Origin of the sequence: Ottowia cancrivicina, from assembly GCF_029813755.1 — a bacterium.
GTDB lineage: Bacteria > Pseudomonadota > Gammaproteobacteria > Burkholderiales > Burkholderiaceae_C > Ottowia > Ottowia massiliensis.
In genome coordinates this window covers 59,310-80,903 of the sequence record NZ_JARVII010000010.1, presented here as the reverse complement: position 1 = coordinate 80,903, position 21,594 = coordinate 59,310, and the positions used below count along the sequence as shown (strand labels likewise).

General features: G+C 61.6%; 16 protein-coding genes, 2 tRNA genes and 2 pseudogenes. 9 read left to right on the top strand and 11 right to left on the bottom strand.

Annotated features, from left to right (window positions below):
* Positions 1 to 194: 194 nt before the first annotated feature.
* Complete coding sequence (locus tag QB898_RS06515) at positions 195 to 422, bottom strand: hypothetical protein (RefSeq protein WP_279524284.1); 228 nt, start codon at positions 420 to 422, stop codon at positions 195 to 197.
* A gap of 272 nt (positions 423 to 694) precedes the next feature.
* Here QB898_RS06515 and QB898_RS06510 point away from each other — a divergent pair.
* The 3 genes and pseudogenes from QB898_RS06510 to QB898_RS06500 all read left to right on the top strand — a co-directional run bounded on the left by QB898_RS06510 (position 695) and on the right by QB898_RS06500 (position 2,803).
* Positions 695 to 1,177 (top strand): annotated as a pseudogene (locus QB898_RS06510) (RBBP9/YdeN family alpha/beta hydrolase).
* A gap of 202 nt (positions 1,178 to 1,379) precedes the next feature.
* Positions 1,380 to 2,021 (top strand): integron-associated HEPN domain-containing protein, encoded by a 642-nt coding sequence (locus QB898_RS06505; protein WP_279524283.1) that lies wholly within the window; start codon positions 1,380 to 1,382, stop codon positions 2,019 to 2,021.
* A gap of 47 nt (positions 2,022 to 2,068) precedes the next feature.
* A pseudogene (locus QB898_RS06500) lies at positions 2,069 to 2,803 on the top strand (transposase).
* A 151-nt stretch (positions 2,804 to 2,954) separates the two neighbouring features.
* Here QB898_RS06500 and uvrB read toward each other — a convergent pair.
* From uvrB to QB898_RS06480, 4 genes are all read right to left on the bottom strand, one after another.
* The gene (gene uvrB, locus QB898_RS06495) at positions 2,955 to 5,045 is read right to left on the bottom strand and encodes an excinuclease ABC subunit UvrB (RefSeq protein ID WP_279524299.1); all 2,091 of its coding nucleotides are present in this window, start codon (positions 5,043 to 5,045) and stop codon (positions 2,955 to 2,957) included.
* 116 nt (positions 5,046 to 5,161) lie between these two features.
* The gene (locus QB898_RS06490) at positions 5,162 to 6,508 is read right to left on the bottom strand and encodes an McrC family protein (protein ID WP_279524282.1); all 1,347 of its coding nucleotides are present in this window, start codon (positions 6,506 to 6,508) and stop codon (positions 5,162 to 5,164) included.
* Between the two features lie 18 nt (positions 6,509 to 6,526).
* Positions 6,527 to 8,512, bottom strand: coding sequence for an McrB family protein (locus QB898_RS06485; RefSeq protein ID WP_279524281.1), 1,986 nt, complete (start codon positions 8,510 to 8,512; stop codon positions 6,527 to 6,529).
* 301 nt (positions 8,513 to 8,813) lie between these two features.
* Positions 8,814 to 9,815, bottom strand: coding sequence for an RluA family pseudouridine synthase (locus tag QB898_RS06480; RefSeq protein ID WP_428982754.1), 1,002 nt, complete (start codon positions 9,813 to 9,815; stop codon positions 8,814 to 8,816).
* Positions 9,816 to 10,719: 904 nt separating this feature from the next.
* Between QB898_RS06480 and QB898_RS06475 the strand changes: the two genes are divergently transcribed.
* A complete protein-coding gene (locus tag QB898_RS06475; RefSeq protein WP_279524280.1) occupies positions 10,720 to 13,620 on the top strand; it encodes an Rne/Rng family ribonuclease in 2,901 nt (966 codons plus the stop codon).
* A 106-nt stretch (positions 13,621 to 13,726) separates the two neighbouring features.
* The gene (locus QB898_RS06470) at positions 13,727 to 14,284 is read left to right on the top strand and encodes a 3'-5' exonuclease (protein ID WP_279524279.1); all 558 of its coding nucleotides are present in this window, start codon (positions 13,727 to 13,729) and stop codon (positions 14,282 to 14,284) included.
* Between the two features lie 289 nt (positions 14,285 to 14,573).
* Here QB898_RS06470 and QB898_RS06465 read toward each other — a convergent pair whose 3' ends face one another.
* The 5 genes from QB898_RS06465 to QB898_RS06445 all read right to left on the bottom strand — a co-directional run bounded on the left by QB898_RS06465 (position 14,574) and on the right by QB898_RS06445 (position 18,793).
* Complete coding sequence (locus QB898_RS06465; protein WP_279524278.1) at positions 14,574 to 15,581, bottom strand: LD-carboxypeptidase; 1,008 nt, start codon at positions 15,579 to 15,581, stop codon at positions 14,574 to 14,576.
* Between the two features lie 160 nt (positions 15,582 to 15,741).
* Complete coding sequence (locus QB898_RS06460; protein WP_102284640.1) at positions 15,742 to 16,329, bottom strand: NAD(P)H-dependent oxidoreductase; 588 nt, start codon at positions 16,327 to 16,329, stop codon at positions 15,742 to 15,744.
* A 37-nt stretch (positions 16,330 to 16,366) separates the two neighbouring features.
* Entirely contained in the window at positions 16,367 to 17,524 is a 1,158-nt protein-coding gene (locus QB898_RS06455; protein ID WP_279524277.1) for a VanZ family protein, read from the bottom strand.
* A 22-nt stretch (positions 17,525 to 17,546) separates the two neighbouring features.
* Entirely contained in the window at positions 17,547 to 17,975 is a 429-nt protein-coding gene (locus QB898_RS06450; RefSeq protein WP_050716310.1) for a CopD family protein, read from the bottom strand.
* Between the two features lie 386 nt (positions 17,976 to 18,361).
* Positions 18,362 to 18,793, bottom strand: coding sequence for an EamA family transporter (locus tag QB898_RS06445; RefSeq protein WP_102284221.1), 432 nt, complete (start codon positions 18,791 to 18,793; stop codon positions 18,362 to 18,364).
* A 218-nt stretch (positions 18,794 to 19,011) separates the two neighbouring features.
* Between QB898_RS06445 and QB898_RS06440 the strand changes: the two genes are divergently transcribed.
* Together QB898_RS06440 and QB898_RS06435 are read left to right on the top strand one after the other, a co-directional pair.
* Positions 19,012 to 19,644 carry a glutathione S-transferase family protein gene (locus QB898_RS06440; RefSeq protein WP_102284222.1) on the top strand — a complete coding sequence of 211 codons (633 nt, stop codon included), beginning with the start codon at positions 19,012 to 19,014 and terminating at the stop codon, positions 19,642 to 19,644.
* Positions 19,645 to 19,659: 15 nt separating this feature from the next.
* Positions 19,660 to 19,736 (top strand) — tRNA-Pro (locus tag QB898_RS06435).
* 136 nt (positions 19,737 to 19,872) lie between these two features.
* Here QB898_RS06435 and QB898_RS06430 read toward each other — a convergent pair.
* Positions 19,873 to 20,142, bottom strand: coding sequence for a hypothetical protein (locus QB898_RS06430; protein WP_279524276.1), 270 nt, complete (start codon positions 20,140 to 20,142; stop codon positions 19,873 to 19,875).
* 119 nt (positions 20,143 to 20,261) lie between these two features.
* On the opposite strand from QB898_RS06430, the gene QB898_RS06425 reads away from it, so the two are divergent.
* Together QB898_RS06425 and ribD are read left to right on the top strand one after the other, a co-directional pair.
* Positions 20,262 to 20,335: transfer RNA gene (locus QB898_RS06425), tRNA-Arg, on the top strand.
* Between the two features lie 41 nt (positions 20,336 to 20,376).
* Positions 20,377 to 21,507 carry a bifunctional diaminohydroxyphosphoribosylaminopyrimidine deaminase/5-amino-6-(5-phosphoribosylamino)uracil reductase RibD gene (ribD, locus tag QB898_RS06420; protein ID WP_279524275.1) on the top strand — a complete coding sequence of 377 codons (1,131 nt, stop codon included), beginning with the start codon at positions 20,377 to 20,379 and terminating at the stop codon, positions 21,505 to 21,507.
* Positions 21,508 to 21,594: the final 87 nt, after the last annotated feature.

The window sequence follows — 21,594 nt, the reverse complement described above, 5'->3', positions numbered from 1 at the left end:
GGCGCGGGCCACAGCCTGATTTGATCCTGAAAAGAGAGCAAATTTCAGGGGGCCAAAAAGGCCCCTTGCGCCCGTTTCACCAGGACCTCATGCTATTGATCTGGTAGCTGGTTCCTGGTGGCTGATAGCAAACACGGATACCACGAACGGACGGCCTCGCCTGCCCGCGCCGCCTTGACCTTTGCAGCGCCTGCCTACTTGACCACCGGATAAAACGGCGCAGCCTGAAAACTCTGCGGCTGCCGCATCATCAGCGCCAGCATCACCGGCAGCACGCTGCCCAGAATGGCCCGCCCGTCGCGCACCTGCGCCCGGTTGATGGAGCTGCCCCAGGTCGCGCCGCCGTGCATGAGCTGGTTGCGCAAGGTGTAAAGGCGCACCAGCACGGTTTTCAGCACCTCGGCTGTTTCGCGCGCTGCCATCGCGCGCTTGACTAAAATATCCGCTTTAGAAATGAAAGGAACCAGACATGAATAGCAAAAGACGAAATATGATGAAATTTAGCCTAGCGTGCGTCGCTTCGCTACTTTGCGTCGATACCGCCTCGTTTGGGGCGAACTTAAATTCAAAGGAGAAAAATATGCAAAAATACGTCTATATCGTGCACGGCTTCGATGCTTCGCCTAAGAAGCATTGGTTTTTCTGACTTAAAGGCGAGATCGAAAAATCGGGCGCAAGGGCGGGAATTTTAGCGATGCCTACGCCTGCGCACCCAAGGCTTGATGAATGGCTGAAAATTCTGCGAGAGGGCGTGAAATTCGAAGGTGAAGTTTATCTGATCGGACACAGCCTCGGCTGCCCTACGATCTTAAATTTTTTGCAGAGCAGTGCCGCAATCGGTGCTGTAGAGGGCGTCGTGCTAGTTTCGGGGCTCGCAAAGCCGCTTAGCGATCCGCAATTTAAAATTTTAGATGAGTTTATGGACGGCGGCTTTGATTTTGAGCGCATAAAATGCGTCGCAAAATAGCGCGCGGTGATTGCTGCGAAGGACGATTATATCGTGCCGTTTAGCTTCAGCCGCGAGCTGGCGGAGCAGATTGACGCTAGATTTTACGAGGTACAAAAAGGCGGGCATTTTTTAGACAGAGACGGCTTTACGAAGCATGTGCTTGCAGGGCTGCATTTCTGGTCTTTGCCGTGCTCATGCTGCCGCAGGCCGCATCGTTGCTGGCTGTAGCGGGAGGTTTATAATACGCTCTAACCTACATTGTAGAATATTTGTAAAAAGGATAAATGATGCAGGATTTCTGGGGATGCAAGATTTCTGGGTAACTTTTAAATCTGTCTGTAAGCTGTGCGCCGTAGGGCGTACCTGCGGCTAGTTGAGTTGTGGAAGAAACAAAGAAATTAGTTGAATGAGAATTTCAGGAGATAAAATCATGAAAAATAAAATTGAACCAAAACAAAAAGAATCTTTAGTTAAGTTGTATTTTTATATGCAAGATGCAGCCATTGAAATTGAATCTTGTGTATCGCTTCTTTATATGGCCGAAAATTTTATCAAAGGAGAAGAATATAAAGATTTAATAGGCGATAAATGCTTAATTATTTTTCCTTCTGAAGGTTCCGTTAACGCTTACATGGCGATATCTCGGGTTGCCTTTCATAATATAATTATTAATATATTTAAGTTGATAGAGATTTTTGAAAAAAAGCAAAAACTTTTAAATTTAATCCCCAATTTTAGAGATAGGGCCAATAAGTTCAGAAAAGAATTTAATACTTTGGAATTAAGATATTATCGCAACAAATATGTTGCACATCATTCTGACAGAAATCGTCAAGATGACTTTTTAAGTCTTAAAGAACTGAAAGAATATTTTTGTAAGATTATTGGGATACAAGTGGAGCAACTTAATGAAGAAGTAAAAGATGCGTTTCCGTATCTGCTAAAATATGCTGAAAAATTTTATTCAAAATCTAATAAGAATTCTGAGCAAATTTGTTGCGGTATTTATGACTCAAAAGAAGAGATAGAATTATTATTGGGTTGTAAATTAGATAGGAGTATCTCATTTTGATTGCCTTTTAGAGCGTGTTATGAACTTTATAGTGCGGTCTATAGAGTTTGAGGAAGTCAAGAAAGAAGCACTCTCCTAGCGATGTCAGCGATCAAGAGTGGGAGTTTGCAGCGCCGTATCTGGCCTTGATTGACGAGCACGCACCACGGCGCCAGCACGTGTTGCGCGAAGTGTTCAATGCCCTGCGCTGTCCGCGCAGGCGCACCTTGGCGCATGTTGCCCGGAGACTTCCCCCATAGCAAGCGGTCTATCAGTAAAACCGACGCTGGCTACAGGCCGGATGCTTTGAGGCCATGGTCAGCGACTTGCACTCAATCATTCGGGTCGCTCTAGGCCGTCAGGACCAGCCCGGTGCGGTCGTGCCCGATGGGCGCACACTGCAATGTGTTGGGGCTGTTGCTGGCGGTGCATGTAACGCCCGCCAACGAGCAAGAGCGCGCTTAGGTGCAAATGCTGTGCGAGGCGCAGCAACAGGCTACGGACCAGACGGTCAAGCTGGCTTGGGCCGATCAGGGCCACACGGGTGAGTCAAGCCATGCCGATGCTGCAAGCCAAGGCATTGAGTTAGCAGCGGTCAAACTTGCCCAAGCCAAGAAAGGCTTTGTGCTGCTGCCCAGGCGCCGGGTGGTGGAACGCAGCTTTGCCTGGCTGGCGCGTTTTCGGCGTCTGTCGCGAAACTACGAGCGCCTGCCGCATGTGCCTGCAGGGCTGCATTTTTGGTCTTTGCCATGCTCATGCTGCAACAGGCCGCATCGTTGCTGGCTGTAGCGGGAAGTTCATAACACGCTCTAGGGTGTATGGGCGCGCGCTGGCGGCGCTGTGCAGGCAGGCACGCTTGTTGATTGGATGAAGCGGGCCAGGCTTGCGCTGATGCTTGCGCAAGCGAGGGGGGTTGAAGCGTGGCGGCGGGCCGAGAGCGGGAGAGGCCGCGCCTTACCCCGCTGCGCCCAGCACGCGGGTTTTGAGCAGGGCGAGCTGGTCGCGCGCCTGGGCGGCCTGCTCGAATTCCAGGTTGCGGGCGTGTTCCAGCATTTGTTTTTCCAGGCGCTTGATTTCGCGGGCCAGGTCTTTTTCGCTCATTTCCTCGACCTCGCGGCGGGCGGCGGCGCGCTCGCGGGCCTGCTGGGCCTGGCGGTCTGATTTTTCGGAATACACGCCGTCGATGAGGTCGCGCACTTTTTTGACGATGCCGCGCGGGGTGATGCCGTGCGCCTGGTTGTAGGCCATTTGCTTGTCGCGGCGGCGGCGGGTTTCGCCAATCGCCTTTTTCATGGATTCGGTGACGTGGTCGGCATACAAAATGGCCGTGCCGTGCGCGTTGCGCGCGGCGCGCCCGATGGTCTGGATGAGGCTGCGTTCGGCGCGCAGAAAGCCTTCCTTGTCGGCGTCCAGAATGGCCACGAGCGAGACTTCCGGTATGTCCAGCCCTTCGCGCAGCAGGTTGATGCCCACCAGCACGTCAAACGCGCCCAGGCGCAAATCGCGAATGATTTCCACGCGCTCGACGGTGTCCACGTCGCTGTGCAGATAGCGCACTTTCACGCCGTTTTCATTCAGGTATTCGGTGAGCTGCTCGGCCATGCGTTTGGTGAGCGTGGTAATCAGCACGCGCTCGCCTTGCTGCACGCGCTGGCGGATTTCCTGCAGCACATCGTCCACCTGGTGCGTGGCGGGGCGCACTTGCACTTCGGGGTCGAGCAGCCCCGTGGGGCGCACCACTTGTTCCACCACTTGTCCGGCGTGCTCTTTTTCGTAATCAGCCGGGGTGGCGCTCACGAAGATGACCTGGCGCATGCGCTGCTCGAATTCGGCGAATTTCAGGGGCCGGTTGTCCAGTGCGCTGGGCAGGCGAAAGCCGTATTCCACCAGCGTGGTTTTGCGGGCGCGGTCGCCGTTGTACATGGCGTTGAGCTGGCCGATCATCTGGTGGCTTTCGTCCAGAAACATGATGGCGTCGCGCGGCAGGTAGTCGGTGAGCGTGGGGGGCGGATCGCCCGGCCGCGCGCCCGACAGGTGCCGCGTGTAGTTTTCAATGCCTTTGCAGTGGCCCAGCTCGGTGAGCATTTCCAGGTCAAAGCGGGTGCGCTGCTCCAGCCGCTGCGCTTCCACCAGCTTGCCTTCGGCGGTGAAAAATTGCAGGCGTTCATTGAGTTCCTGCTTGATGGTTTCTACCGCCGCCAGCGTTTTTTCGCGCGGGGTGACGTAATGGCTGGAGGGGTAGATCACGAAACGCGGCACGTTTTGCTGAATGCGGCCCGTGAGCGGGTCAAACAGGGCGATGCTTTCAATTTCGTCGTCAAACAGCTCAAAGCGCACTGCCAGTTCCGAATGCTCGGAGGGAAACACGTCTATCGTGTCGCCGCGCACGCGGAAGGTGCCGCGCGAAAAATCCATTTCACTGCGCTGGTATTGCATGCGCACCAGCTGCGCAATGGCCTCGCGCTGGCCCTGCTTGCCGCCCACCTTCAAAATCATGCGCATTTGCAAATAATCATCGGGCGCGCCAATGCCGTAAATGGCCGAAACCGTGGCCACAATCACTACATCACGCCGCTCCAGCACGCTTTTGGTGGCCGAAAGGCGCATTTGCTCGATATGGTCATTAATGGCACTGTCTTTTTCAATGAACAAATCGCGCTGCGGCACATAAGCTTCCGGCTGGTAGTAATCGTAATAACTCACGAAATATTCCACCGCGTTTTTCGGGAAAAACTCGCGGAATTCACTGTAGAGCTGCGCCGCCAGCGTTTTGTTGGGCGCAAACACAATGGCCGGCCGCCCCAGCCGCGCAATCACATTGGCCATGGTGAAGGTTTTGCCCGAGCCGGTCACGCCCAGCAGGGTCTGAAACACCTCGCCATCGCGCACGCCTTCCACCAGCTGCGCAATGGCCGTGGGCTGGTCGCCCGCTGGCGGGTAGGGCTGCCAAAGCTGAAAGGGCGAATCAGGGAAGGTGACGAAGCGGCCTTCCGGGGCGGCGGTTGATGCGGAAACAGGCGTGGAGTCTGGCGTGGCGGGCGGCATGGCAGGCGGCAAGGCGGGCAAAACCGGGCATCGTATAGCGCCCGGGCTGCCCGCGCGGCGCGCTGGCGTGGGCAACGGCGCGCTGCTATTGCCTTGATAGCTGCCCGCGCCCGTATTCAGAGGGCTGGTGCTGGTTTTGAGCTGAATTGAAATGGCGCGCTGCGGCTCCAGAAGCAATCAAGGCTGCCGCAATCCGGAAGGATGAGCTGTTGATGCTCCAGGCAGAACGGCAGAACCCACAGGCGCAAGCCAGGCGGCTGAAACTCGAAAACAGGCAGCGCCTGCCTGAAGGCATCCGTTTTTGGGTAAATCAGCGCCATGTCGCCTTGCCCTTTGAGATAAGTCTGGCCGTAGGCGTGCAGCTGATAGAAGTCTGCCTGGCTCAGTCCGTACTTGTCTTCGCTGTTGCCGCGTGCGTTGTCAAGCAGCTTCCATTTTGTGTCCAGCACCAGACGGTTTTCTCCTGATTGCTGAATCAGCAAATCAGGCTTCAGGCGAAACCAGCCTTGCTCCCTGTGCCTGACCAGCGAATGACTGCCAGCTTGCACGCGCAGGGTGAAAGGCGGCGCGAGCTGCCGCTTCAGATGCCTGGCCACGCAGGCTTCAAATATTTCCGCCATCGGAAACAGCAGCGAGGGCGCGTCATGTCCGCCCGCGCCGATAAGGGGCGATTCGTTTTGCAAGATCAGACGCGCCCACGCCAGCGCGCTGGTGTAATGCGCCATGCTGCGGTTCAGCCGCGTCCGCCGGAAATCCTGCGCGGGTTGCGCTGACTGCGGAATTTGAGCGAACACGAAGCACAGTTCGCGCGCCAGTTGCTGATGAGCGGGCCAGGCTGTCCACGAAAGAGTCCGCCGCAGGGCAGAGTGCAGCAGGCGGTTTTCGGGGCGATCGCTTGAAAACTCGTCGAACTCGCAAAAAAAGCGGTCGCGCTGGCACAGGTTCCGCCGCAGATGCGCGGCCATTTGCAGCTTGCCGCGCAGCGCGAACACATTGCCGCGCCGAGCAACGTAGTCGCCACGCAGGCCGCGTTTGACAACGCGCTCTGCGGCGCGCAGGAATTCGCCGATGAACACCTCCAGCAGGGGCATGCGCGCGGCCTTCAGGCAAGCGCTTTCGGTTTGAATGTGGCGAAACCGCGCCAGGCAGCACAGCATCCTGATGAAAAGCTGCCGCGCCCGGGCATCAGCCTGGTCGCCGCTTGTGGCCCGGCCAATCTTCGGCAGCACTTCAATCTGGTAGCCGTCCGGCGCGCGAATCACCCCGGCGTATCCGCCCAGCGCTTGCACGGCGCGGCGGCCGCCTTTTTGCATCAGGCGCAGCCAGGCCGTGCCGCCCGCCAGCGCCTGGGCCTCCAGCCAATCGAAAACCGGCTTCGGCACTGCGCGCAGCCCGCTGGCGTTGGGTGCGGACGGCGGGCATGCCGTCAGCGCGTCGAATTCGTAAATCGTGATGCCAGCCATCCGCGCGCCTGCCGCCTGTCAGTTGGAAGAGAAAGACTGATAAATACCGATATAAGCGTCAGGTTCGGAAAACGCCTTTTCCTGCAATACGTAATGGCGCTTGTGGGCATCATTTTCAAGCTCGTGGTTTTCACCAAACAAGGCATTCAGGTTCGTTTCACTTTCAGTCATGAACTGATGCGCCTTCTCTTTCTGGTTATCGCCCAGCACCAGGCGAATCTTTTGCCAGTCATCGAAAAAATACTCTTCCAGCAGCGCAATGATGCGATGGCGGAAAACATTTTTCAAATCGTCAAAATGTTTTATGCCCATCAGATAGGCATGGCCGATGCAGTGGTCGCGGTCATACAGCGCCTCAATGCGCGCGTTCATTTTTTCCAGCATTTGGCACAGGTTGATTTCCTTGTTTTCAAAAACCACCTTCCCCAGCAGCGCGCCATCCGGCAGCAAGGGCCTGAACTCAAACCGGCGGCGCAAGGCCATATCCAGCAAGGCCAGCGAGCGGTCGGCCGTGTTCATCGTGCCATAGATATCCACATTGGCCGGCACGGAGAATTTTTCGCCGGAATAAGGCAGAACCACTTCGATGGGCGGTTTTTCTCCATTCAGCGGATCGCGCTTGTCCGCTTCAATCAGCGTGATCAGCTCGCCAAAAATCTTGCTGATATTGCCCCGGTTGATTTCGTCAATCACCATCGCAAACCGCTGGCCGGGCGACTGCCTTGCCTCATCGCACAGTTGCTTGAATACGCCCGGGCGAATTTCATAGGCCACTTCCCCCTGGGCCGTTTCATCATTCAATACAGGGCGCAATCCCTCGACAAATTCCTCATAGCCATAGGACTGATGGAAGGTGACAAAGCGATAGCGCTGAATGACGCTGGCTTCTTGCGGCCCACGCTTGAACTCATCAACAAGCGCAATCAAATCAGCGCAGGCATCTTCCCAGTCCTCCGCCAACTTCCATACCGAACTGGCGTTTTTGTCGAACACGGCAGGGGCCGCACGGTTTCGTGTTGCCACAATGGAACCTTTGATTGCGTGGTGCTGCAAAGCGCCCCACAAGGTGGTCCGCATATTTCGGCTGCTTTTGGTCTTTGCAATGGCCTGGATAAATGGATGGCGGGTCATTTGCGTGACATCGGCTTCTCCGCCCAAGTCATACAACACGGCGACCGCGCTTTCCCACCATTTCAAGGTTGTGATTTTTTCGGCGATGAATCGATTACGCCATTCTTCCGGAGAAACATTCGTTTGAGCATATTCATGTTCAAGAATTTCGTTTAGCTTATGGGTCTTTCCCGTGCCAGGCGGGCCGTAATAAATGAGATTGGTGCAAGGCGCGGGCGGCGGCGCAGCGCCGCCATTTTTTTGCTGATGCGTCATCCCTATCTGCCGCCCATATTCCAGAATACCCATGCCCGCCGGGCGTTTTGCAATGGCGGCTTTCTGCAAGGCGGCCATGCCTTCGCTGGCGTCGCGGCCCGTGTATGCGGCCAAAAGCGCGGGCTTGAAAACGTCCACGATCACCGGGTTTTGCCGGTTTTGATAATGAAAGGCGACTTTCCATCTGAATGCTTCGCCTTCGGCTTCTTTGATTCGCAGGCTGCGCCCTTCGCTGTCTTTGAAACCGAGCGCCCCAATGCCGTCCACATCTCCTTGCGAGGCCAGTTCCGCAATCTGAATCACGTAATCGCGCACCTTTTCAAAAGCTTCTTCAGCCGTTGCGCCCAGAGCCGAATACCAGGCATGCGAATCGCAATAGCGCAACCTGCCATGACTTTCTTTTGGCTCATCGTTTGCGCGCGAAAAAATGCCAAATTTCGAGGCCCATATGCCCCGGATGCTGCCCAGATCGCGAAGCCGCCATTCAAGCCAGTAGGTAAAAGTATCTTTTGAGCCGGCCTGGGTGTATTCATCCAGCGTCATCGTACGCAGGCGCTGGGCGGGCCATTCCTTCAAAAATTCATCCCACAGGGCGTAAAGCTGTTCAATATCTTTCATGAATCAATGGCCTTCCTGGCGTTGAAAGTGCAGGCATTTTTGAAATGTATGCGAATGAGCGCATTGGTCCGCTGGCGGCCAGGGCGGCCAAGACCAGAAAGGGCGGGCGGCAAGCGGGCGCCGATGCAGCCTTCAGCGGCTGGCTTGCAAGCGGATTTGAAGGCGTGCGCTCTGCGGACGCGGGCACTCATCAGTTGCTCCATACGCTTTAGGAAGCCAAAAACAGGAGCAGATTCAGGGGGGTCGGAATACCGCTTCGCGCCCGTTCCACTAGGACCTCATGCTATGTTTTTAGAAGCGCCTAAGGCTGGCGGATGAATGACGCCAGATCCGGCGGCAGCGCGGCTTGCAGCTCAATGGCCTGGCCGGTGGCCGGGTGCGCAAAGCGCAGGCGCCAGGCGTGCAGGAACATGCGTTTGAGGCCGTGTTTTTGCAGGGCGCGGTTCAGGGCGAAGTCGCCGTATTTGTCGTCACCCGCAATGGGGTGGCCGCTGCTGGCCAGGTGCACGCGGATTTGGTGGGTGCGGCCGGTTTTGATGGTGACTTCCAGCAGGCTGCCCTCGGGCAGGCCGGGCGCGAAGGCGGGCAGGCGCTGCTGCACGCGTACGAGGGTGATGGCGCGCAGGCCCTGGGGGTCGTCACGGCTGGCAATTTGCACGCGGCGCTCGCCTTCGCCAGCCGCGCCAGCGGGCACGAGGAGCTTGCGCAGCGGCGCGTCAATCACTTTGCGCCCGGCAGGCCATGCGCCCAGCGCCAGCGCGAGATAGGTTTTGCCGGTGGCGCGGTCGCGGAACTGGTCTTGCAACTGCTTGAGGGCGCTGCGTTTTTTGGCGATGAGCAGGATGCCGCTGGTTTCGCGGTCCAGCCGGTGCACCAGCTCCAGATAGCGGGCTTGCGGACGGGCGCGGCGCAGCTGCTCGATGACGCCAAAGCTCACGCCAGAGCCGCCATGCACGGCCACGCCAGCGGGTTTGTCAATGGCGATGAGGTGCTCGTCTTCCATCAGCACGGCAAATTCGCGCGCGGGAGCCGCCGGTTGGGGCTTGGCGGCAATGCGGATGGGCGGCACGCGCACGGCGTCGCCCGCTTGCAGGCGCGTGTCGGCGCTGGCGCGCGCCTTGTTCACGCGCACTTCGCCGCTGCGGATGATGCGGTAGACATGTGTTTTGGGCACGCCCTTGAGATGCCGCATGAGAAAGTTGTCCAGCCGCTGGCCGGCGCTTTCGGTGTCCACGGACAAGGTGCTGGCCTGGCTGGCGCAGGCCAGCGCCAGGGGCGCGCGGGCAGGCATGGAAGCTGGCATGGATGGGGGCGGCGGCCATCAGCGCGAAGCACAGCGCGATGCACGCGGGGCGCGCCTGCAATAAGTGAAAAAACGGATGAATGGAATCGGCATTTTCAGGCGGAGGCAGAAAACGGGCAAAAGCGATGAGCGTGCGGCCTATCTGGTTTTGCATTCAAAAAAGGAGCAAATCCAGGCCATCAAAAAAGCGCTCAGCGCACGAAACACGGGGACATCATGCTATGAAACAAGGAGCTGAATTTGCCGCCTTCTTGCGCCTTGGCCGGGCCGCCTGAAAAGCGCGGCGGATTGTACAAACGCAGTGCCATGCCCCGGACGGCGCGGCAGGCCCCGCGCCTATAATCCGCGCCTGTCCGCGCCCGTGGCCTGAAACCTGCTGATTCATACAGCCTGGCAACTTTGTGAAACAGGCGCCGCGCGGGCAAGGTTCATGCCACGCGCCACGCGCCCGGCTGCCGCTTGCGGCCCCGGCGGTGGCGGCAGGCCGGATCGAAACACTCGGACACTGAAACGGATTTTTCTTCCGGCAGGCCCCTTTGCAATGCCTGCCGGTCTTTTCTGGACAGGCAATGCTTTTTTTGTGGGTTTGGCTGGCTTCACTCTGGCGCGGGCGTCAAGCCGCCGCGCCAGCGGTTGGCGGCCTCTTTCCGCCTTCTGCCGCGCCCGCCGCACCCGCTGCGGCGGCCCCGGCAGGCAGCGGGCTAGCCCACGGCCTGTTTTGCGCCTGTCCGCACGCGCCGCCGTGGCGCCTGATGCGCCCCGCCATGCCCCGCCTGGGGTGAATGGCTGACCGGCGCGCGCCCGTTTCCCTTTCCTTTGTTTCGCTTCGCGCTCCTGCTGCGGCATGAGGTGCGGCCCCTTGGCGGGCCTGTTTTGATTTGCAAGAGACAAAGGACAGCGCATCATGAAACGGATGCTGATCAACGCCACGCAGGCCGAAGAGTGCCGCCTGGCGATCGTCGATGGACAAAAACTGCTTGACTACGAAGTCGAAGTGGAGGGGCGCGAGCAGCGCAAGGGCAACATTTACAAAGCCGTGGTCACGCGCATAGAGCCATCGCTGGAGGCGTGCTTTGTGGACTACGGCGAAGAACGCCACGGCTTTCTGCCTTTCAAGGAAATCTCGCGCCAGTACTTCGCTGAAGGCGTGCCCGTTTCGCAGGCGCGCATCAACGACGTTATCAAGGAAGGCCAGGAACTGCTGGTGCAGGTGGAAAAAGAAGAGCGCGGCAACAAGGGCGCGGCGCTCACCACCTTCATCAGCCTGGCCGGGCGCTACGTGGTGCTCATGCCCAACAACGCGCGCGGCGGCGGCGTTTCGCGCCGCATCGAGGGCGACGAGCGCGCCGAGCTGAAAGAGGCGATGGACCAGCTCGAATACCCCAAGGGCATGTCCATCATCGCCCGCACCGCCGGCATAGGCCGCAGCGCGACCGACCTGCAATGGGACCTGAACTACCTGCTCAAGCTCTGGGGCGCCATTGACGACGCGGCCAAAGGCGGCAAGGGCGCCATGCTGATCTACCCCGAAAGCAGCCTGGTCATCCGCTCCATGCGCGACTACTTCAGCAGCGACATTGGCGAAATCCTGATCGACACCGACGACATGTTCGAGCAGGCCCAGCAGTTCATGAGCCACGTGATGCCCGAGCACGCCAGCCGCGTCAAGCGCTACCGCGACGCCGCGCCGCTGTTTTCGCGCTTCCAGATCGAGCACCAGGTGGAAAGCGCCTACAGCCGCACCGTGCAGCTGCCCTCGGGCGGCGCCATCGTCATCGACCACACCGAAGCCCTTGTGGCGGTGGACGTGAACTCCGCCCGCGCCATCAAGGGCGGCGACATCGAAGAAACCGCCACCCGCACCAACCTCGAAGCCGCCGACGAAGTGGCCCGCCAGATGCGCCTGCGCGATTTGGGCGGCCTCATCGTCATCGACTTCATCGACATGGAGGAAAGCAAAAACCGCCGCGAAGTGGAAAACCGCCTGCGCGAAGCCCTGCGCCAGGACCGCGCCCGCGTGCAATTTGGCTCCATCAGCAAATTCGGCCTGCTGGAAATGAGCCGCCAGCGCCTCAAGCCCGCCCTCTCCGAAGGCGCATCCATTCCCTGCCCGCGCTGCGGCGGCTCCGGCCACGTGCGCGACACCGAATCGAGCGCGCTGCAAATCCTGCGCGTCATCCAGGAAGAGTCCATGAAGGACAACACCGCCGCCGTGCACGTGCAAGTGCCGGTGGAAGTGGCCAGCTTCCTGCTCAACGAAAAGCGCGCCGAAGTCGCCAAGATCGAGCTGCGCCAGCGCGTGGCCGTCGTCCTCGTGCCCAACAAAACGCTGGAAACGCCCCACTACAAGCTCGAGCGCCTCAAGCACGACGACCCGCGCCTTGACGCCCTGGCCGCCAGCTACAAACTGGCCGAAACGTTTGAAGACCCCACCGTCGTCACCCGCCGCAGCCAGGAGCCGACCAACCGCCAGCAGCCCGTCATCAAGGGCGTGCTGCACGACGCGCCCGCGCCCATCGCGCCGCCAGCGGCGCAGCCTGCCGCGCGCCCCATGCCCGGCGGCCATCCGGCCTACCCCGGCGGCCAGCCCGCCAGCTTCATGGCCTGGCTCAAGCTCTGGCTGCAAAACCTCTTTGGCGGCCATCCGGCCGCCCCTGCCCCGGCGGCTGACCCCGCTGGCAAGCCCCGCGAAGCGAGCCGCAACGGCCAGCGCCGCGACAACAACCGCAACAGCCGCAACCGCAACGGCCAGCGCCGCGACAACCGAGACGAGCGCACCACAGAACGCAACGCCGAACGCAACGATCGCCCCGCCGACAGCGACACGCGCCGCCCGCCGCGCGACAACGGCCCAGGCAGCGAAAACCGTGACAGCCGCGAAAGCAGGGAAAGCCGCGAAAACCGCGCCAGCCGTGAAGGCGGCGAACGCAACCGCCCGCCGCGCGCCGAACGGCAAGACCGGCCCGACCGCACCGAACGCCCCCGCCGCGACCCGCTGCCCGCTGATGCAGCCGATACGGCAGACAACGCACCCGCAGCCGCGCCCGTCGAAACCAGCGCCGAACCCCGTCGCAGCGAAAACGGCCGTAGTGAGCCTCGCAGGCCACGCGCGCAAGCCGCAGCCGCCGAAAGCGACACCCGCCAGCCGCCAGCCGCCCAGGCTGACGCCGCAGGCCAGAGCGCCGCTCCTGCCGAAGGCGAAAACGCACCAGAAAACGAGGCAGGAAACGTGACGGAAAACGCTCCTCAAGGCGAGCGCCGTGAACGCCGCGCCCGCGACCGCTATGGCCGCGACCGCCGCCGCAGCCGTGACAGCGCCGACAGCGCCAGCGAAAGCGCCCATGAAGGCAAGGGCGAAAGCGGCAGCAGCGCCGATGCCGCCATGGAAGAAGCCGTGCCTGCCTCCTACTTCAGCCGCGGCGCGGCCCCGGCGGCTCCCAGCGCGCCGCCCGCCAGCGCCGAAGCCGCGCCAGCCGCCGCGCCCGAGCCTGCTCCGGCAGCGCCATCCACCCAGGCCGCGCCTGAAACAGCGCCCCCGGCCCGCGCCAGATCCGAAGCGGCACGGCCCTACGACCTGCCCGTCACCCAGCTATCGGAGCTGATTGAGAGTGCGGGCCTGCAATGGGTGCAGTCTGACCCTGACCGCGTCGCCGCCGCCCAGCAGGCCATCGCCGCCGAGCCGCTGCCGCAGCGCACGCCGCGCGAACGCGCACCCTTGCCCGTGCTGGACGAAGGCCCGCTGATCCTGGTGGAAACACGGCAAGACCTGCGCCAGGCCGCCATGCCTTTTGACAACGCCTCATAAGCCCTGGCTGGCCCGCCTCACAAACGCGGGCCTTCCCCCAAAACAACAGACGCTGAATCCGCAATGGATTCAGCGTTTGTTTTTGCTTTCCTGAATTGATTCATCCATGAGCGGCAAAATCATTGTCATTGACCTCGAAGCCACCTGCTGGGAAGGAAATCCCCCGCCAGGAGAAATCAGCGAAATCATAGAAATAGGCATTTGCGTGCTGGATCAGGCCACCGGCGTCATCGATAAAAACAGGGGCATTCTGATAAAACCTGTGCATTCCGCAATCAGCCCGTTTTGCACGCAACTGACGACCATCACCCCCGATTTGATCGGGAAAGAAGGCATTTCTTTTGAAGAGGCCCTGCATATTCTTGGAAAGGAATATCAGGCGGGTCAGCATGCATGGGCCAGCTACGGCATGTACGACAAAAACATGCTGCAAAAACAGTGCGCTTTGCGGCATATTCCTTACCCCATGCACCATAAGCACATCAATGTGAAGGAGCTGTTCCGGCAAGTGACCCGCATTCCCAGAAAAGTGGGAATGAGCCAGGCCCTGGATATTCTGGGCTATCCGCTGCAAGGAACGCACCACCGGGGCGGAGACGACGCCTTCAATATCGCCAGGATATTGCGTTATTGCCTGAATCATTCTGAAGCCGCTATTGAATAAAATCCCGTTCAGGGCGGATGCCGGCCATTCCGCCAAAGTCTGCAACAGGCGCTGTGTCCGGGCGCAGGGGCGGCGCCAGCAGCCCGCCTGCTTTTTTGCCGCGTGCGGCATGTCGCAGGCAGACCGCAAACGAGCCATTGGGGCAGGCTGGCGGATATCAAAAACAGGAGCAAATTCAGAAGCAAGAAATTGGCTTCTGCGCCCGTTTCACTAGGACCTCATGCTATGGATAGAGTAGCGAATAGAAGCGCTCTCTGAACCGGCTTGCGGCCAAGCGATGAACAGGCGCTCAGGCCTGCCCGCAGTGCAGGCAAGCGTGCTCGTGGCCGTGCGGGTGGCTGTGCCCGTCCATGTGACCCCATAGCAGCCAGGCATCGCGCCCTTCCAGCAGCAGCTCCACGCGCGCGCCCACGGGCAGCAGCACTTTGGTGGGCACGTGGCCCATGGGCAGGCCGCTGAGGATGGGCGTGCGCGTTTGCGCGCGCAGCCAGTGCACGGCTTCATTGAGGTTGAATCCCCGGTCGTGCGGCACAGGCTTGTAGGCCGAAAAGCTGCCCAGCAACACGGCTTGCTGCGCGTCCAGCACGCCCGCATGCAGCAGCTGGCAGAGCATGCGCTCGATGCGGTAAGGGTGTTCGCCCACGTCTTCCAGAAACAGCACGCCGCCCTGAATGGACGGCAGCCATGGCGTGCCCGCCAGCGCGCAAAGGGTGGAGAGGTTGCCGCCCCACAGCAGCGCGTCTTGCACATGCAGCTTGCCGGGCACAGGCGCGGGCTGCGGCGCGAGCAATTGCGCGCTTTTGGCCGGGCGCGGCGCGGGCAGCCGCCAGCCCGTGCCTTCGCCTTCGCCCGAGAGCAAGTCGCCAAAGCAGGCCTGCATGATTTCGTCTGGCTCGCCAGGGCAGCCAAAGTCGGCGCACAGGGTCGGGCCGGCCCAGGTGATGGCGCCGGTTTGCGCCAGCAAGGCCATTTGCAGGGCGGTGAAGTCGCTCAGGCCCACAAAGCGCGTGCCTTGCTGCGCGGCGCGGGCAAGGGCCTCATAGGGCAGGGCGGGCAACAGGCGCGTGAGGCCGTAGCCGCCGCGCGTGATCAGCGCCACGTCAGCGCCGCTGGCCGCCGCGCGGGCAATGGCGGCCAGGCGCGTGGCGTCGTCGCCCGCGAAGCGCTGATGGCTGGCCAGGGCGGCTTCATCCACCTGCACTTCATGGCCCAGGGCCTGCAGGCGGCGCACGCCGCGCCGCAGGGCCGCGCGATCGCGCACCGCGCCGGAAGGAGAGTAGATGTAGATGCGAGGCATGAGCGGCTTTCAGCGTTTTTTCAGTGTTGCGGAGCAGCGCCAGGAACCGGCAGGCGGCGAAAGGACGGTATTTTCGGCGCGCGGCAGGGCTTGGCAGAGCAAATGGAGCTGGCTGGCAGCCGTTTCAAAATGGCCTTGTCCAGGCTGTCTGAAACGGCATTCACAAACTCACGCCGTCTTGTTCCATTTTGGCGGACAAGGCCGCCAGTTTTTTCGCCGGGTCAAGCAAAGGATTTAGCAGGTGGGCGGCGCAATCTTCGGCGGATTGGGCGATGGCCTGCCCGTCGGCAACCACTGCGCCGTGAAATACAAACGGCGGCAGAAACGGCGTTTTCAGCAGGTTTGCCGTCTGCTGCAGCGGTTTCAGAAATTCGCTCATGGAAAAGCTGTTGTAGCCGCCCGCCTGATACGAATCGGCAGGCCCGCCCGTAGAAATGGCGCAGACCCATTCTTTTCCCGCCAAAACCCCGCCTTTTGGCCCGTATGCCCAGTTATAGGTCAGCACATCGTCCAGCCATTGTTTCATCAGCGGCGGAATGGAATACCAGTAAAACGGATGCTGAAATACCAATCTGTCGTGCGCCAGCAGCGCAGCTTGTTCGGCGGCAATATCAATTTTGCCGTCGGGATACAGCTCGTATGGCTTGCGGACGGTCACATTGGGTTCGCGCGCCAAACGTTGCGCCCATGCGCGGTTTACTTTGGATTGAGAGAGATGGGGGTGAAACAAATTAATCAGTATTTTCATGGCGCTTCCTTTTTCAAATGGGCCGGACTGGGTGGTTTCAGAATGGGCCGGCTTTCCCGTCAGGGCGGACTGGCGGGCTGGCATGTCTGCGCCCAAACAGGCGAAAGAGCGCATACGCCAGCGTGGCAAAGGGCCACAGCCAGCCGACCCACTGGGCCAGGCCGTAAAAGTGGATGAAGCAGCCCTGCTCCCACTGCTGCAAATTGGCGGCGTCGTAGGCGCTCAAAGGAGCCTCGTTGAGCAGCCACAGCTGCGCGCCCAGCGCCACGGCCAGCAGGGCCAGGCAGGCGCGCTGCGGCAGGGGCAGCGCCAGCAAGGCCATGAGAGCGCCGCCTGCCAGCCCGCCAATTTGCGGCGCGCGCAGCCAGCCCCAGGCAGAGGCAGGCCCCCAGGTGAGCGCGAAGGAAAGGGCCAGCGTGGCCACGCCCGCCAGCAGCGCGGCCAGCGCAAACGGAACGCGGCGTGCCGCGCCTTGCATCACGCCATAGCCCAGCAGGCAGGGCGCGGCCGCGCCCAGGGCGACGCACAGCACTTGCACGCCAGGCAGCAGCGGCTGCAGTTCGAATTCACGCAGGGGCAGCCATTCCAGCCAGGGCGTGTCTTTCAACAAGGCGGCCAAGGCCGCTTCAACACGCTCGTACACGTGCCCCAGGCCTAGCGCCACAGGCGTGGGATAAAGCAGCCCCACGGGCCACAAGGCCAGCAGCACCAGCGCGCCGCGCGCATCGGGCGCGAACCAGCGGCGGCGAAAGCGCCGCCAGCGGCCAGCCAGCCCGGTTTTCTCCAGCGCCAGGGCGGCCATCGCGCCTGCGGCGGCCCCGGCGGCGTTCAGGGCCAGGTCAAGATTGGAGGCAATGCGCAGCGGCAAATAGGTTTGCAGCGCTTCCAGCGCGAACGACAGCGCGGCGGCGGCCAGCGCAGCCAGCAGCGCGGCCAGCCAGGGGCGCAGGCGGCCGCTGGCAGACCAGGCCAGCGTCAGCAGCAGGCCCAGCGGGGCGTAGCCCGCAAAGTTGGCAAGCACGTCAAAGCGTGTCCAGTACTGCGGCAGGGCTTCGTCAATGTAGGCCCACGGCATCAGCCCCTGATTGCGCCAGCCCGTGAAGGGAAAGAGACTGGCGTAGGCAATGAGCGCCACCCAGCACAGCGCCAACGGCGCGGCGGCGGACTTTTCGCTGGGCGGTGGTTTGGCGGTCATGGGCAGTGCAGCGGGCGTTTGCTCAGAACGGCTTGAGCACCACGAGCAGCACGGCGGCCAGCATCATCAGCACGGGGCCTTCATTGAACCAGCGGAACCACACATGGCCGTGAGTGGGCAGCCGCGCCTCAAAGCGCCGCAGCAGCCGCCAGCACCAGAAGTGATAAGCCAGCAGCAGCAGCACAACGGCCAGCTTGGCATGCATCCAGCCATTGCCCGGCCCCAGCCCGATGCCGTAGCCCAGCCACAGCCACAGGCCCAGCGCCAGCGCGGGCGCGGCCAGCAGCGTCATGAAGCGGTAGAGCTTGCGCGCCATCAGCAACAGCCGCTCGTATTCGGCGCGCGAATCGGGCGCCACCATCGCCAGATTGACGTAAATGCGCGGCAAATAAAACAAGCCTGCGAACCAGCTTGCGATGAAAACAATGTGCAGGGCCTTGATCCACAACATGCACGCAAGTGTAGGGCGCGCCAGAGGGCGCAGAACGCGGGCGGCATGACCTGCTTCAAGCTGCCTGCCGCCGGAAAAAAGAAAACCCCTGATCCGCAAGGACCAGGGGCTGAAAAGCCTCTCGTCAGAAAGGCTCCCGCTCAGGGAGGAAAAGCAGGGCGCCCGAAGGCGCGGACGGGAATATAACAAAAAAGCATCGGTTTCGTGAAATAGTGCACGTTTTTTTTTGACTTCCGACAAGCGGTCGATTGGACTGGCTGAATGGATGCGCGTGATGGCCAATCAGACAACTGCATCCTTGAATGTGCGCCGCAAGCGCAGCGCTTTGCCTCAAAAGGCCAGCTGCCGCGCTTTCAGAACCTGCTCAAAGTCCTTTGAACAGGCGCTCAGCGCTTGATCGCCAGCACCAGCACGCCAGCGGCAACCAGCCCCAGGCCGCCCCACTCATGCGGCCTGGGGCGCTCGCCCAGGAAAACCACGGCCAGCAGCGCCACGAGCACCAGGCTGAATTTGTCCACCGGGGCCACCCTGGAGGCGTCGCCCAGCTGCAGCGCCTTGAAGTACGCCAGCCACGACGCGCCCGTGGCCAGCCCGGAAAGCACGAGAAACAGCCAGTTGCGCGCCGTGAAGGCCGCCACGCCTTGCCATTTGCCCGCCCAGGTGAGAAACAGCGCCAGAGCGGCCAGGATGACAAGCGTGCGGATGAAAGTGGCGAAGTCTGAATCAATGCCTTGCAGGCCCGCCTTGGCGAAGATGGCCGTCAGCGCCGCGAAGAAGGCCGAGGCCAGCGCCCAGAAAAACCACGTGTGTCCGTTCATGAAAGTGCTCCGCAGGCCCGGATTTTGGAGGCGAACCGGGCGCCTGCCTGCAACAAGGCGGCTCCAGAGCCTGTTCAGCGCTTGGGGCCGCGAAGGCGAAAGTGCGGCCCGAAGCGAGCCGCCGCGCCGCTTTTTCCCCGCCCTGCGCGGCCAGCCCTGAATAGACCAGGCGCGCAGAACGACAATACGCCTTTCCACTCACTGAAAGAGAGCTTGCCATGATCGATCTCTACTCCTGGACCACGCCCAACGGCTTCAAGGCCACCATCATGCTGGAAGAGTGCGGCCTGGCCTATCGCCTGCACCCCGTCAATATTGGCAAGAACGAGCAGTTCGCTCCCGACTTTCTCAAGATCAGCCCCAACAACAAGATTCCGGCGCTGGTCGATAGCGAAGGCCCTGGCGGGCAGCCGCTGCCGCTGTTCGAGTCTGGCGCCATCCTCATTTACCTGGCCGACAAAACGGGCCGCCTGCTGCCCGCTGCGGGCGCCGCACGCTACACCGTGCTGCAATGGCTCATGTTCCAGATGGGCGGCGTCGGCCCCATGCTGGGGCAGGCCGGGCACTTTCGCTTCTTCGCCACTGAAAAAGTGCCCTACGGCATTGAGCGCTACACCGCCGAGGCCAAGCGCCTCTACGGCGTGATGAACGGGCAGATCGAGCGCACGGGCGCCTTCATCGCCGGCGGCGACTACTCCATCGCCGACATCGCCATCTACCCCTGGCTCATCCACCACGAGCGGCACGGCATCGACTGGGCCGATTACCCGGCGCTCAAAGCCTGGTTCGACCGCATCAGCCAGCGCCCCGCCGTGCAAAAGGGCCTGAAGGCATTTGAAAAACAAGGCTAGAATTGCCCGCTTTCACGGAACGTAGCGCAGTCTGGTAGCGCATCTGCTTTGGGAGCAGAGGGTCGCGAGTTCGAATCCCGCCGTTCCGACCATCCCAATAACCGCCAGCGTCCGGCACAGCCGCGCTGGCGGTTTTTTTCATTCTGGCGCCGGCGTTTGCGTTGCCAGAAGGCATGAAAAACAGGAGCGGATTTGATGGGGTGAAAAATGGCGTCTGCGCTCTTTCCACTAGGACATCGTGCTATGGATTACATAGCGAAAATAATGCAGCTTGCCCTTGCCCATCTCATGCGAAGGCCCGGATCTGTTCTTTGCCCTATCGCAAGCCCGCAAGCCGGTGAGCAAGCCGGTGAACTGGCAAAGGCCCGTCGCGGTGCGCAGTTCGTGCGGCTCGCCGTGGGCGTGAGGGGTGCAGAAAGCATGAGGGCCGCGCGCCGTGCCTTCTTCGGGCATAGCCGCCTGCACTGCATAATCGCGCGCTTCGCGCCGTTTCGTCATGGCCTTGGCATTTGCCGCTGGCTCTTGTCGTTCGGCAGCAAAACAGCCTGGCGGTTTCCGCCCTGGCGAAAGGCCCGGCTGGCCGGGTTTTCATCTTTTTGCTGGCCCGTTTTTTTCGTCTGCCCGTAGCTCAACTGGATAGAGCAGCTGCCTTCTAAGCAGCAGGTCGGGGGTTCGAGTCCCTCCGGGCAGGCTCCGCCGGAGCTGGCGCAGGCATCCGGAAAGCTTGACTCCATGCCCTACATGAATCGCGCCCTGGCTCTGGGCCGGCAGGCTCCCAATGACGCCGACCCCAATCCCCGCATTGGCTGCGTGCTGGCGGCCGCCGATGGCCGCGTCATCGGCGAAGGCTGCACCCAGCGCGCAGGCGGCTCCCACGCAGAAATCATGGCGCTGCGCGCCGCGCAAGCCGCTGGCCAAAGCACGCAAGGCGCCACGGCCTATGTGACGCTGGAGCCTTGCTCGCACCAGGGCCGCACCGGCCCCTGCGCTGATGCCCTGATCGCCGCTGGCGTGGCCCGCGTGGTCGCCGCCCTGCCTGACCCCAACCCCCGCGTGGCCGGACAGGGCTTTGCGCGCTTGCGCGCCGCTGGCGTGCAGGTGCAAACCGGCCCGGGCGCACGGCAGGCTTTTGAAGACAACATCGGCTTTTTCAGCCGCATGGTGCGCGGCCTGCCCTGGGTACGGCTGAAACTGGCCGCCTCGCTGGATGGCGCCACGGCCTTGTCCAACGGCCAAAGCCAGTGGATTACGGGCGAAGCCGCCCGCGCCAACGGCCATGCCTGGCGCGCCCGCGCCAGCGCCATCCTCACCGGCATCGGCACCGTGCTGCAAGATGACCCGCTGCTGAATGTGCGCCACGCCAGCGCCGCCCGCCAGCCCGCCCTGTTCATTGCCGATAGCCAATTGCGCACGCCGCTGGCCGCCCGTCTGTGGCAAACGCCGGGCCGTTGCATCCACATTTGCACCACCGTGGACAGCGCCGAGCGGCACGCCCCCTACCTGGCCCAAGGCGCGCGCCTGCACGTCATTCCCGCCACGCCGCAGGGCCGCCTGCACCTGCCCGCCTTGCTGCACACGCTGGCCGCGCTCGAAGTGAACGAGCTGCACGTGGAAGCCGGCCAGCGTCTTGCGGGCGCGCTGCTGCAAGCGGGCCTGGCTGACGAATGCCTGCTGTACCTGGCCCCGCTGCTGCTTGGCCCCGGCCGGGGGCTGGCGGATATCGGCCCGCTGGACTCGCTGGCAGCGGGCGTGCCCCTGCGCTTTCACGCCATTGACCGCATAGGCGAAGACCTGCGCCTGATCGCCCGCCCGCCGGAGCGCGACAAATTCTGGGCTTTTGACGCGGCGGGCCGCCAGCAGTGACGGCGCGGCGCCCAGGCCGTCTGGCGAACCGGCGTTGGCCAAAGAAAAAAACGCCTGGCGCGGCCAACAAAAAAGCTGGCAGCCGCT

Bases quoted from the DNA above. Each gene is read 5' to 3' on its own strand.
- QB898_RS06515 (WP_279524284.1), bottom strand. From the start codon at position 422: ATGGCAGCGCGCGAAACAGCCGAGGTGCTGAAAACCGTGCTGGTGCGC.
- QB898_RS06505 (WP_279524283.1), top strand. From the start codon at position 1,380: ATGAAAAATAAAATTGAACCAAAACAAAAAGAATCTTTAGTTAAGTTG.
- uvrB (WP_279524299.1), bottom strand. From the start codon at position 5,045: ATGCCGCCCGCCACGCCAGACTCCACGCCTGTTTCCGCATCAACCGCC.
- QB898_RS06490 (WP_279524282.1), bottom strand. From the start codon at position 6,508: ATGGCTGGCATCACGATTTACGAATTCGACGCGCTGACGGCATGCCCG.
- QB898_RS06485 (WP_279524281.1), bottom strand. From the start codon at position 8,512: ATGAAAGATATTGAACAGCTTTACGCCCTGTGGGATGAATTTTTGAAG.
- QB898_RS06480 (WP_428982754.1), bottom strand. From the start codon at position 9,815: ATGCCAGCTTCCATGCCTGCCCGCGCGCCCCTGGCGCTGGCCTGCGCC.
- QB898_RS06475 (WP_279524280.1), top strand. From the start codon at position 10,720: ATGAAACGGATGCTGATCAACGCCACGCAGGCCGAAGAGTGCCGCCTG.
- QB898_RS06470 (WP_279524279.1), top strand. From the start codon at position 13,727: ATGAGCGGCAAAATCATTGTCATTGACCTCGAAGCCACCTGCTGGGAA.
- QB898_RS06465 (WP_279524278.1), bottom strand. From the start codon at position 15,581: ATGCCTCGCATCTACATCTACTCTCCTTCCGGCGCGGTGCGCGATCGC.
- QB898_RS06460 (WP_102284640.1), bottom strand. From the start codon at position 16,329: ATGAAAATACTGATTAATTTGTTTCACCCCCATCTCTCTCAATCCAAA.
- QB898_RS06455 (WP_279524277.1), bottom strand. From the start codon at position 17,524: ATGACCGCCAAACCACCGCCCAGCGAAAAGTCCGCCGCCGCGCCGTTG.
- QB898_RS06450 (WP_050716310.1), bottom strand. From the start codon at position 17,975: ATGTTGTGGATCAAGGCCCTGCACATTGTTTTCATCGCAAGCTGGTTC.
- QB898_RS06445 (WP_102284221.1), bottom strand. From the start codon at position 18,793: ATGAACGGACACACGTGGTTTTTCTGGGCGCTGGCCTCGGCCTTCTTC.
- QB898_RS06440 (WP_102284222.1), top strand. From the start codon at position 19,012: ATGATCGATCTCTACTCCTGGACCACGCCCAACGGCTTCAAGGCCACC.
- QB898_RS06430 (WP_279524276.1), bottom strand. From the start codon at position 20,142: ATGACGAAACGGCGCGAAGCGCGCGATTATGCAGTGCAGGCGGCTATG.
- ribD (WP_279524275.1), top strand. From the start codon at position 20,377: ATGCCCTACATGAATCGCGCCCTGGCTCTGGGCCGGCAGGCTCCCAAT.